This window comes from Cupriavidus sp. 05N40, assembly GCF_056397305.1.
The window spans coordinates 1-11,549 of record NZ_JBFTND010000291.1 but is presented as its reverse complement, the minus strand read 5'-3'; the positions used below and the strand labels follow the sequence as shown (position 1 = coordinate 11,549).

Here is an 11,549-nt window from a genome sequence, read left to right as displayed (position 1 = left end):
GCCTTGGCCTGCCGATGGTGCTGGTGCTCAATATGAGCGACGCGGCGGCGCGGCGCGGCATCCATATCGACCGCGACAAGCTGGCGGCCGCGCTCGGCGTGCCGGTGGTGGAGACCGTCGCCGTCAAGCGCGACGGCGCGGCCAGCCTGCTGGCCGCGCTCGACGCCGCCCTGCCCGATGCTCCGCCGGCGGCCGCCGAACCGGCTTCGGACCTGGACGTGCACCAGGAGGTCAAGCGCCTGCTGGAAGCCGCCGTCACCATGCCGGCGCGCACCGCCGCCATGGACGACCGGCTCGACCGCATCGTGCTGCATCCCGTGTTCGGCCTGGCGATCCTGGCCGTGCTGCTGTTCCTGATGTTCCAGGCCGTGTTCTCGTGGGCCGCGCCGCTGATGGACGGCATCGAAGGCGGCGTGCACTGGTTCGGCGAGCTGATCGGCAGCCACCTGCCCGAAGGCATGCTGCGCAGCCTGCTGGTGGACGGCCTGATCGCCGGCCTGGGCAGCGTGGTGGTGTTCCTGCCGCAGATCCTGATCCTGTTCCTGTTCATCCTCACGCTGGAAGAGTCCGGCTACCTGCCGCGCGCGGCCTTCCTGCTGGACCGCCTGATGATGGGCGCGGGCCTGTCCGGGCGCTCCTTCATCCCGCTGTTGTCGAGCTTCGCCTGCGCCATCCCCGGCATCATGGCCACGCGCACGATCCAGGATCCGCGCGACCGCCTGACCACCATCCTGGTGGCGCCGCTGATGACATGCTCGGCGCGGCTGCCGGTGTATGCGCTGCTGATCGGCGCCTTCATCCCGGCGCGCACGGTGATGGGCATGTTCAACCTGCAGGGGCTGGTGCTGTTCGCGCTGTACGTGGCGGGCATCGTCAGCGCGCTGGCGGTGGCCTTCGTGCTGAAGTATTTCCGCCGCGACCGCACCGACCACCCGCTGCTGATGGAGCTGCCGTCGTACCGCATCCCCAACCCGCGCGACGTGGCCATCGGCCTGTGGGAACGCGCCCGCATCTTCCTGTCGCGCGTGGGCAAGGTGATCCTGACGCTGACGGTGCTGCTGTGGTTCCTGGCCACCTTCCCGTCGGCGCCGGCGGGTGCCACGGCCCCGGCCATCGACTACAGCTTCGCCGGCATCATCGGCCGCGGGCTGGAGCACATCTTCGCCCCGGTGGGCTTCAACTGGCAGATCTGCATCGCGCTGGTGCCGGGCCTGGCCGCGCGCGAGGTTGCGGTGGGCGCGCTGGCCACCGTCTACGCGCTGTCCGGCAGCGAGGACGCCGTGGCCAGCCAGCTCGCGCCGATGATTGCCACGCAGTGGTCGCTGGCCACCGCGCTGGCGCTGCTGGCGTGGTTCGTGTTCGCGCCGCAGTGCGTCTCCACGATGGCGGTGATCCGTCGCGAGACCAACTCCTGGAAGGTGATGATCGCGTCGACGCTTTACCTGTTCGGCCTGGGTTACCTGGCCGCCTTCGCCACGTACCGCATCGCCTTGCTGTTCAGCTGAAACAACGCCGCCGCTGCCATGAGCCTCTATCACGCCGTCGAAACCCTGCTGGTGCCGCTGATCGTGCTGGTCTGCGCGGTGTCCGTGCTGTCGCGCTACGCGCCGCGCACGCGCGAGCGCCTGAAGGCCTGGCTGGCGATGCAACTGGGCGCGACGGCGGCCACCGGCTGGCGCCGGCGCGCGGTCGCGTGGCTGGCGCCGCAGGCCGCGGCCGGCTGCGCCAGCGGCTGCGACAGCGGCGGCTGCAATACCTGCGGCTCCAGCACGACGGATGCCGGCGCGGCCGAATCCGGCAAGGGCGAACAGGTGGTCCGCTTCGTGACGAAGCGCTGACGAAAGCGCTGACGTAGCGCTGAAGACGCGGCCGCAGCGACCGCCGAGGCGGCGCCGCCGAGGCACAAGAACCGCGCAAAAGCCGCGCGGAACGTGCCCGGGAATGCAGCCCGCCATCCACGCAGAAACGGGTACGCTCTGCGATTCCCGGCCGCCTTTTCACGATCCGCAGCGGCTCTGCTGCGGCATTGGCGCCCTTCTTTTCTCCCGCTTCCTGTTCTTCGGTTGAGCGCGCGGAACTTGCGTGCGTCGCCGCACATGCCCGCCACGGGCGTCGTGGCAGGCGGCTTGTTGACGCTGGCGCGGCCCGTGCACTATGCTTGCGGAACGCCACGTATCGCCGCAGACCCGCAGCACCTTGCTTGCAGGCCCCTTGTCTGCACTGAACCGCGATACCTGTGATACCCGCGCAACCAGACTATCCAGCCGATGCAACAGACCAGCTGCCACCGCCGCCAAGCCGCCGATGCGACCCGCATCGGCGCGGCCGTGCGTGCATCCGGCCTGGCTTGCGCATCGGTGCTGGCCGCTTCGCGTCTGTCCTCCCCGCTACTGCTACAACTACCGATCGGTTGCCGGGCCTAGCGCCTCGTGGCAGTTCGGCAGCCTCGCGCCACCCTTTTTCCCGCCTGAGCGTTCCTGCGCGCGCATTCCGCCGATTCTTCGTGCGCGGATTCTTCGTGCGCGGATTCGTTGTGAATTCCGCGCCCCGCGCGGCACAGGCGCATCCCAGTCTTGCCCCTTGCAGCTCCCCGCGAGGAAGGAGAACCGTCATGATGTTGCGCAACCCCGCCACCAAATATCGCCCCGCCACCGCCGTCGACCTCAAGGACCGCACCTGGCCCAACCAGCGCATCGAGCGCGCGCCGGTCTGGATGAGCACCGACCTGCGCGATGGCAACCAGGCCCTGATCGAGCCGATGAGCCCGCAGCGCAAGCTGCGCTTCTTCGAGCAGCTGGTGAAGATCGGCCTGAAGCAGATCGAGGTGGCCTTCCCCTCCGCGTCGCAGACCGATTTCGATTTCGTGCGCATGCTGATCGAGGAGGACCGCATTCCCGCCGACGTGACCATCGTGGTACTGACGCAGGCGCGCGAAGACCTCATCCGCCGCACCATCGATTCCGTGCGCGGCGCCGCGCGCGCGGCCGTCCACCTCTACAACCCCATCGCGCCCGCATTCCGCCGCATCGTGTTCGGCGCCAGCCGCGAGGAGGTCAGGGAGATCGCACTGGAAGGCACGCGCCTGATCAAGTCGCTCACCGACGCCATGCCCGAGACCGCGTGGACCTACGAGTACTCGCCGGAAACCTTCAGCATGACCGAGCTCGATTTCTCGCTCGAGGTATGCGATGCGGTGTCCGCCATCTGGCAGCCCGGCGCGGCGCGCCCGCTCATCCTGAACCTGCCGACCACGGTGGAATGCAGCACCCCCAATATCTTTGCCGACCAGGTCGAATGGATGCACCGGCACCTGGCCCGGCGCGACGAGATCGTGCTGTCGGTCCACCCGCACAACGACCGCGGCACTGCCGTGGCCGCGGCGGAGCTTGCCGTGATGGCAGGCGCGGACCGCGTGGAAGGCTGCTTGTTCGGCAACGGCGAACGCACCGGCAACGTGGACCTGGTCACGCTGGCGCTCAATCTCTACACGCAAGGCGTAGACCCCGGACTCGACTTCTCCGACATCGACGAAGTGCGCCAGTGCGTGGAGCACTGCAACCAGCTGCCGGTGCATCCGCGCCATCCATACGCAGGCGACCTCGTCTTCACCGCGTTCTCCGGCTCTCATCAGGACGCAATCCGCAAGGGCTTTGCGCAACAGCAGCCCGATACCATCTGGGAGGTGCCATACCTGCCGATCGACCCCGCCGACCTCGGTCGCAGCTACGACGCGGTGATCCGCGTCAACAGCCAGTCAGGCAAGGGCGGCATGGCCTATCTGCTGGAGCAGGTGCATGGCATCTACATGCCGCGCCGCCTGCAGATCGAGTTCAGCCGCGCGGTGCAGGCGATGACCGACGAGAGCGGGCTCGAGGCCAGCGCCGACGACCTCTATGGCCTGTTCGGCCGCGAGTACCTCGACGCGCAGACGCCGCTGCGCTACGTGGGCCACCAGATGGTCTCTGACAACAACGGGCAGGTGGAGATCGAGGTAACGCTGCAGCGCGAGGGCAAGCCCGTGAGCGTGCGCGGCAGCGGCAACGGCCCGATCGATGCGTTTGTCGGGGCGTGCGCGAGCGTGCTGGATATACCGGTACGGGTAATGGACTATCACGAGCACGCGCTGTCGTCCGGGGCCAATGCCAGCGCGGCCAGCTACGTGGAAGTGCGGGTCGGGGATTCCGCCACCGGCTTCGGCGCCGGCGTCGATGCCAATATCGTGGCGGCATCGCTCAAGGCGGTGGTGTCCGGCATCAACCGGCACCTGCGCGCCGCGCAGCCAGTGCGGCGCGAGCGGGAAATGGCTGCCTGAGGGCAGGCCGCCATCCGGGGCATGCAGAAAAACCGGTGTGCCCCGCCCCCACGGGGCACACCCGGAAAGACGCCTTTGCGGGGCGCCCACGACATGCTCCTTGCTGTGACTGTGTGCACAGCGTAAGGCCCGTCGCCGCGCGCGGCCACGAATATTTGCGCATGTCCTTAGAAGTCAGGTCCGGCAATCAAAATGCGTATTTGCGCCGCCGCTCCGCAGGCCGCTGTCGCAGCGTCACGATGCGGCGCGCGCGTGCAAAAAGCCGATGCCGTTCTTCTTGCTCTCGGTCAAGGCTCGCATGGGATCCCTCCGCCACACTGTGCGTGAAGTTTCCCATCACCGAGCCAACCATCATGAAGAATCGCCTGTCTGTCCGCACTCGTCCCGCCACCACCGCTGTCGCCGTCATGGCCATGTTCACTGCGCTCGGACCTTCGGACCTGATCACGGTGAACAACAAGTGGATCCCCGAGCTCGACGTCACCTATTTCTTCACGCCGAACATCGCCGCCGAACTGGTGCTGACGGTGCCGCAGAAGCAGGACGTCTACCTGGGCGGCAGCAAGATCGGCACCTTCTCCCACCTGCCGCCGGCCTTGCTGGTGCAGTACCACTTCCTGCCCAACGGCACCTTCCGTCCCTATGTGGGCGCCGGCATGAACGTCACGCGCATCTGGGGTGCCAACCTGGCCAACAACTCACTCTCGCTGGACCGCTGGAGCGTGGGCCCCGTGCTGCAGATCGGGATGGACTACAAGCTGACGAAGAACTGGTTCCTGAACGCGGATATCAAGAAGACCTGGATCTCGACGGACGTCAAGGCCGCAGGCGTGAAGCTGTCGAACGCGAGCCTGGACCCGTGGCTGTTCAGCATGGGGGCGGGTTACCGCTTCTGATGCGGGCGGTCGTTGCGCAAGATCCGTTGCGCAAGATCCGTTGCGCAAGAGCCGTAGCGCAAGACCCGGCGTGCAGCCGGCCGCCGTCGGCACAGGCAGCGCAGGGGACGTTCATCGCCCGCGCCGCCGGCTTCCGGGGCCTGGCCTGCCGCGCCTTACCTGAAGGCAGGCTCGTCGAAACTGCGCAGCTTGCGCGAATGCAGTTGCTCGGCCCCGGCCTCGCGCAGGATGCGGATCGCCTCCAGGCCGATGGTCATGTGCTGGCTCACGCGCTGGCGGTAGAACGCGTTGGCCATGCCACGCAGCTTGAGCTCGCCGTGCAGCGGCTTGTCGGACACGCACAGCAAGGTGCCATAGGGCACGCGCAGGCGGAAACCGTTGGCCGCCACGGTGGCGCTTTCCATGTCGATCGCAATCGCGCGCGACTGGTTGAAGCGGGCGTATAGCGACTTCGACTTCAGCTCCCAGTTGCGGTCGTCGGTGGAGACCACGGTGCCGGTACGCATGCGCGTCTTCATCTCGCTGCCGGACAGGCCGGTGACGCGTGCCACGGCTTCCTGCAGCGCGACCTGGATCTCGGCGATGGGCGGCACGGGCACCCACGGCGGCAGGTCGTGGTCCAGCACGTGGTCGTCGCGCACGTAGGCGTGCGCCAGCACATAGTCGCCGAGCTGCTGCGAGCGACGCAGGCCGCCGCAGTGGCCCACCATGAGCCAGCAATGCGGGCGCAGCACCGCGAGGTGGTCGGTCATGGTCTTGGCATTGGACGGGCCCACGCCGATGTTGACCAGGGTCACGCCGAGGCGGTCCTCGCGCACCAGGTGATAGGCGGGCATCTGCGGCAGCGCGCGCGGGCGCAGCGCATCGTCGGGCTCGGGCGCGCCGCGTTCCTGCACTACGTCGCCGGGTTCGACGAAGCGCGCGTAGCCGTCGGCGCCCTGCTCGTCCCCGGCCGCCATCAGCGAGCGGCCCAGCGCGATGAACTCGTCGACATAGCGCTGGTAGTTGGTGAACAGCACGAAGCGCTGGAAATGCTGGGGCGCGGTGCCGGTGTAGTGATACAGCCGCTGCAGCGCGAGGTCCACGCGCTCGCCGGTAAACAGCGAGAGCGGCCACGCCTCGCCGGGCACGGGTTCGAAGGTGCCGTTGGCAATGGCATCATCGATGCGGCTCAGCTCGGGCAGCACGAAGGACGCTTCGAGTTCGCGCGCCTGCGTGTAGCTGATATCGGTGGTGGAGGCTTCGATGACGAAAGGCAGCGGGATCGGCCGCCGGCTCACGCCGACCACCACCGGCACTCGGTGGTAGCGCAACAGGCGCTCGATCTGGTCACGGTAGTAGTCGGCCAGCAGGTCGGGCCGCGTCACCGTGGTGCCATACACGCCCGGGTAGGCCACGGTGCCCCACGAGGGCCGGCTGTCCGTCACCATGGTCTCGAGGTTGACCGAGATGCCGAGGTAGGGGTAGCAGGCGTGCGCCGCGGACGGCAGCGGCTGACCGCGCGCGAAGGCGTCGAAGCGCGCGCGTATCGCGCCGACCGAGGCCTCGTAGATTTCGAGGATACGGGCCAACGCCGCGTCGGCGTCGCTGAACTCGGCCAGCTGATCGGCCGGGTGGGCGGAAGAGAAGATCGAGGCATTCATGGCAAACATGATACCCCGCCTCGGAGTGGGCGCAACATGCCAGGCGGCAAATTGACGGGCCTTCGCGCGCTCGCTACACTGCCTGCAGTCTTTGGCGGCCCCCGCGCCGTCCTCGCCTCGAGACGCCCCCCCAAAAGAAGGGCAGCGCCGAGTTGCTGTATGTGCTTGCATGGGAGCCCCGATGGAAATCCGCAATCTGCTGCCCGATGAGATCGAGGCTGCCAGACAATTGCTTGCGGCCAACGGCTGGGCACACAGGGTGGCCAACACCGAGCGCTTCGCCCGCCTGATCGCCAATTCGCAGCGCGTTGCGGTGGCGGTCGACAATGGCGAGATCGTCGGTTTCGCGCGTGCCCTGTGCGACGATATCTCCAACGGCTACCTGTCGATGGTGGCCGTGGCGCCAAGCCACCGGCGCCGCGGCATCGGCCGCGCGCTGGTGCGCCACATCGTCGGCAACGATCCCGATATCACCTGGGTGCTGCGCGCCGGACGGTCCTCCGAGGCGGCCTTCTTCGGCCAGCTCGGCTTCGTGCCCTCGCTCGTGGCCATGGAGCGCCGGCGCCTCTGAGCGCGCCGCAAACCGCACAGACACGATCCTATGGCCTCCTCGACCGGCTGGTTCCACTGGGCGCTGCTCTCGGCGGTGTTCGCCGCGCTGACGGCGATCTTCGCCAAGATCGGCCTGGAGGGCATCAACTCCGACCTTGCCACGCTGGTGCGCACCGCGGTGATCATTGTGGTGCTGAGCGCCTTCGTGGTGTTCACCGGCAAGTGGAGCAACCCGCTGGCGCTGTCGCCCCGTACCTGGGTCTTTCTCGTGCTTTCCGGCCTCGCCACCGGCGCTTCCTGGGTGTGCTACTTCCGCGCGCTCAAGCTCGGCGAGGCATCCAAGGTCGCACCGGTGGACAAGCTGAGCCTGCTGCTGGTGGCGGTGTTCGCCGTGATATTCCTGGGCGAGCGGCCCAGCCTGCGCGAATGGGCCGGCATCCTGCTGGTGGGCGCCGGCGTGCTGGTGCTGGGCTTCAGGCGCTAGCGCGGCACCAGACCGGGGCGGCGCCCTACCTGTCGGTACGCAGCGGCCCGTACTCCACCGGCACCCAGGCGTAGCCCTTGCCCTCCGCGCGCACATGGCCGATGCCCGGGAACGGCAGGTGCGCGCCGGCCACCCACAGCTGGCCGCGCGCGGCTTGCGCAAAAAGCGCCTTGCGCGTGGTCACGGCCTGGCGGCTGTCCACGTCGAACTCCATCGCCACYTCCGGCCGGCGGAACTGCACCGCATGGCTGTGCACGAGATCGCCCCAGAACAACATGCCGTGGTCGGCCGACCTGAACAGGTAGCCGCTGTGGCCAGGTGTATGGCCGTGCGCCGGCACGGCGCTCACGCCGGGTAGCAGTTCGGCTCCGGCGGCATAGGTGCGCAGCCGGCCGCTGGCCTGGTAGGGCGCGACGGCGGCGCGCGCCATGGCAAACAACGGCTGGGCATCCTGCGGCGCGCGCGCCGCCGTGGCTTCGTCCAGCCAGTAGGCCGCGTCGGCCTTGTCGACATACACCGTGGCGTTGGCGAACACCGGCTTGCCGTCGGCCATCAGGCCGCAGGCATGGTCGGGATGCAAGTGGGTGAGCAGCACGGTATCGACCTGCCCGGGCGCATAACCCGCGGCGCGCAGGTTCTCCACGACGCGCCCCAGCGTGGGGCCGAAGCAAGCCGCGGTGCCGGTATCGACCAGCACCAGGTTCTTGCCGGTGTGGACCAGGTAGGCATTGACCGCGGTCTGCATGCCCGGCGTCGTGGCCACGAACATGCGCGCCAGCAAGCGCTGCACTTCGCCGGGGCTGCTGTACTTGAACACCTTGGTGTCGAGGTCGACATAGCCGTCGTACAACGCGGTCACTTCGAACTGGCCGAACATCATGCGGTAATAGCCGGGCACCTGCGTCCTGAGCTGGGCCGGCGGGGACGCCGCCGCCGGGCTCTGGGCGGGCGCCAGGGCGGGCGCGCCGGCAAAGGCAAGGGCTGCGATCAGGGATACTGCGGTCCGGCGACGGCCGGCGGGGCAAGGCACGCTCATGCTGCGCTCCATGGAAATTGGGGGCGACTTCCAGAGCTGCATTATCGGCGCAAAGTGCGCGACGCGGCGGCTCGCGCATATGTGAGCGCGCGCTCCGTGCCGCGCCGGCCATCCGGCACGGGCAGCGCGGCATCGGCGGGCGGGAAGGCTGCCTGCGCACGGCCGGCGGCAACGAAAAACGCCTCCCGGTCACGGGAGGCGTTCATGCATGAAAGGCCGCAGCGCTGCCCCGGTTCACTCCGGCTGGATATTGGCCGCCTTGATGATCTTGCCCCACTTGGCCGATTCCGCGGCCTGGAACTTGGCCAGCTCGGCCGGCGAGCTGGTGAACACATCCGTCCCCGTAGACTGGTAGAAGCTTGCGGCGGTGTCGCTCCTGGCTGCCTTCACCAGCATCGCATGGAGCTTGTCGACGACCGGTTGCGGCGTCTTGGCCGGCGCGTAGGCCGCGAACCAGTAGCTCATCTCATAGCCCTTGACTCCGGCCTCGTCGATGGTCGGTACATTGGGCGCCAGCGGCGAACGCGTCTTGCCCGACACGCCCAGCGCCTTGAGCTTGCCGCTCTTGACCTGCGGCAGGCCGGTGGCGGTGTCGGTGATCATCATCTGGATCTGGTTGCCGAGCAGGTCGGTCACCGCCAGCGGGTTGCTCTTGTACGGCACATGGAGCAACTGCACATGCGCCATCTGCTGGAACAGCTCGCCCGCGATGCGCGAGGAGGAACTGCCGCTGCCGAAGCTGAGCTTGCCGGGTTCCTTCTTGGCCAGCGCGATGAAGTCGCCCACGCTGTTGACCGGCAGTTGCGGATTCACCACCATGATCTGGCCGCCGCGGCCGAGCGCGCTGATGGGCGAGTAGTCCTTGACCGGATCGTAGGGCAGCTTCTTGAACAGGTGCTCGTTGGCGGCATGCGTGGTGTTGGTGGTGATCAGCACGGTGTAGCCGTCCGGGCCGGCCTTGGCCACGTCGCTGGCGGCGATGAAGCCGTTGGCGCCCGGCTTGTTGTCGACCACCACCGTGACCTTGGCGTCCACCGTGATGGCCTGGCCGATCGCGCGCGCGAGCTGGTCGGTGGCGCTGCCGGCAGCGAACGGCACCACGAAGCGGATCGGCTTGTCCGGGAACTCCGCATGCGCAGGCCCCGCCAGCAGCGCGAGCGCCGCGGCGGCGATGCCGGTGACCACCTTCATGGCGGAAGCGGGCTTGGTGTATGCGGACATCTTGAGTCTCCTGTTGGAATCTGGCTTCGTTGTGGTTGTTGAGTGCGAATCTCGTCGCGAATCTCGTCGCGAATGTCGTTGCCAATATCGTTGCGCGTGCGCCTGGCCGTTCAGCCCGCGCCGGCCAGCCTCGGCGGCAAGGGAATCTCCAGCTGCAGCAGCAGGAAGGCCAGTGCCTTGCCATGCGTGTCGAGGTTGAGCGCATCGTTGACGCCGCCGTCCAGCACGCCGTCGATGACGAAGTTCATCGCCTGCAGCGAAGGCACCAGGTAGCGCTTGACGGCCGACGGCTGGCGATGGGCGAACAGCGCGGCCACCGCGTCTTCGGTGACGTGGGCGGCGAGATGATCGAAATCGCGCGGATCGTAGGCAATCACGCTGATATTGGAGCGGTCGCCCTTGTCGCCAGTGCGCCCGTGCGCGAGCTGGTACAGGGCGATATTGTCGGCGGCATCGGTAGTGGCAGTGTTCRTGGCAGCAGGGTATGGCTTGCGTTGACGGCGGCGCGCGGCACCAGGCAGGACATGGCGTTCAGGCGTGCGCGCAGCGCGGTACGCACGCCGCCGCCGCCCGCGGGGCCGCAGGTATAGAGCGCATTGACCTCACGCAGCAGCGCCTGCGCCACCGGCTTGTCCTCATGCGCGAGCGCGGCGCGCAGGCGCACGTCCTGCGCCTGCGTCTCACCGGGCAGGGCCTGCTGCAGCAGCCGGCCGCCGTCGTCGGCGAACACGCTGCACACGCCGATCAGGTCGAAGCGTATCGGCACGCTGTAGCCAAGCAGGTTCATGCGCTTGCGCACGATCTCCGCGGCCAGGCGCGCGCGCGCCGCGGCATTGGGGCCGGCATAGGAGATCTCGCCTTCGGCGATCCAGCCGCCCTGGTAGAACAGGTTGGCCTTGAGCTGTTCCGGCCGTTCGCGGCCGCGCACATTGCGCACCGCCACGCGGTCCGGGCCCAGCTGCTCGACGGTGGCCTGGCTGATGTCCGCGACCACGTCGGGGGTGAGGTAGGCGGCGGGGTCGTGCACTTCGTACAGCAACTGCTCCTTGACGGTGCGCAGGTCCACGCAGCCGCCGGTATCCGCGGCCTTGCCGACCTCGATATTGCCGTCGGCATCCAGGCGCACGATCGGGTAGCCGACGGCATGCACATCGGGTACGTCCTTCATGCCGGGATCGGCAAAGTAGCCGCCGGTGACCTGGGCGCCGCACTCGAGCAGGTGGCCGGCCATGGTGGCGCGCGCCAGCCGGTCCCAATCGTCCCACGACCAGCCGAAATGCGCCATGGCCGGGCCGACCGCCAGCGCCGGGTCGGCCACGCGGCCGCACACCACCACCTGCGCGCCGTCGGTGAGCGCGTCCGCGATGCCGCGCGCGCCGATGTAGGCGTTGGCGCAGACGAAGCG

At 68.3% G+C, this 11,549-nt stretch carries 12 protein-coding genes; 6 read left to right on the top strand and 6 right to left on the bottom strand.

Features of this window, described 5'->3' with window-relative positions; all coding sequences use genetic code 11:
• The 3 genes from feoB to leuA all read left to right on the top strand — a co-directional run.
• Window positions 1–1,505 (top strand): ferrous iron transport protein B (feoB, locus tag AC1DO7_RS38055; protein ID WP_477117337.1); only part of this gene is annotated, 1,505 nt, incomplete at its 5' end.
• Between the two features lie 18 nt (window positions 1,506–1,523).
• Window positions 1,524–1,838: a DUF6587 family protein gene (locus AC1DO7_RS38050; protein ID WP_441643341.1), complete on the top strand. Its 315-nt coding sequence runs from the start codon at window positions 1,524–1,526 to the stop codon at window positions 1,836–1,838.
• Window positions 1,839–2,614: 776 nt separating this feature from the next.
• Complete coding sequence (gene leuA, locus AC1DO7_RS38045) at window positions 2,615–4,312, top strand: 2-isopropylmalate synthase (RefSeq protein WP_441617375.1); 1,698 nt, start codon at window positions 2,615–2,617, stop codon at window positions 4,310–4,312.
• 187 nt (window positions 4,313–4,499) lie between these two features.
• On the opposite strand, the gene AC1DO7_RS38040 is transcribed toward leuA, so the two are convergent.
• Window positions 4,500–4,667, bottom strand: a complete 168-nt coding sequence (locus AC1DO7_RS38040; protein ID WP_441617190.1) for a hypothetical protein — start codon at window positions 4,665–4,667, stop codon at window positions 4,500–4,502.
• 52 nt (window positions 4,668–4,719) lie between these two features.
• Here AC1DO7_RS38040 and AC1DO7_RS38035 point away from each other — a divergent pair, with 52 nt between their 5' ends.
• Window positions 4,720–5,208, top strand: coding sequence for an OmpW/AlkL family protein (locus AC1DO7_RS38035; protein WP_477117339.1), 489 nt, complete (start codon window positions 4,720–4,722; stop codon window positions 5,206–5,208).
• 155 nt (window positions 5,209–5,363) lie between these two features.
• On the opposite strand, the gene AC1DO7_RS38030 is transcribed toward AC1DO7_RS38035, so the two are convergent.
• A complete protein-coding gene (locus AC1DO7_RS38030; protein WP_441617186.1) occupies window positions 5,364–6,860 on the bottom strand; it encodes an AMP nucleosidase in 1,497 nt (498 codons plus the stop codon).
• 172 nt (window positions 6,861–7,032) lie between these two features.
• On the opposite strand from AC1DO7_RS38030, the gene AC1DO7_RS38025 reads away from it, so the two are divergent.
• Both AC1DO7_RS38025 and AC1DO7_RS38020 read left to right on the top strand, forming a co-directional pair.
• Window positions 7,033–7,422 (top strand): GNAT family N-acetyltransferase, encoded by a 390-nt coding sequence (locus AC1DO7_RS38025; RefSeq protein WP_420997467.1) that lies wholly within the window; start codon window positions 7,033–7,035, stop codon window positions 7,420–7,422.
• Window positions 7,423–7,452: 30 nt separating this feature from the next.
• Window positions 7,453–7,887, top strand: coding sequence for an EamA family transporter (locus tag AC1DO7_RS38020; protein ID WP_441617183.1), 435 nt, complete (start codon window positions 7,453–7,455; stop codon window positions 7,885–7,887).
• A gap of 25 nt (window positions 7,888–7,912) precedes the next feature.
• Here the strand turns inward: AC1DO7_RS38020 and AC1DO7_RS38015 are convergent, their stop codons facing one another.
• The 4 genes from AC1DO7_RS38015 to AC1DO7_RS38000 form a co-directional block, all read right to left on the bottom strand.
• Entirely contained in the window at window positions 7,913–8,923 is a 1,011-nt protein-coding gene (locus AC1DO7_RS38015) for an MBL fold metallo-hydrolase (RefSeq protein ID WP_441617181.1), read from the bottom strand.
• Window positions 8,924–9,157: 234 nt separating this feature from the next.
• Window positions 9,158–10,144 (bottom strand): Bug family tripartite tricarboxylate transporter substrate binding protein, encoded by a 987-nt coding sequence (locus AC1DO7_RS38010; protein ID WP_441617179.1) that lies wholly within the window; start codon window positions 10,142–10,144, stop codon window positions 9,158–9,160.
• A gap of 110 nt (window positions 10,145–10,254) precedes the next feature.
• Window positions 10,255–10,584 (bottom strand): AtuA-related protein, encoded by a 330-nt coding sequence (locus tag AC1DO7_RS38005; protein ID WP_477117338.1) that lies wholly within the window; start codon window positions 10,582–10,584, stop codon window positions 10,255–10,257.
• A partial coding sequence (locus AC1DO7_RS38000) for an acyclic terpene utilization AtuA family protein (protein ID WP_477117336.1) occupies window positions 10,518–11,549 on the bottom strand: 1,032 nt, incomplete at its 5' end. The genes AC1DO7_RS38005 and AC1DO7_RS38000, both read right to left, overlap by 67 nt.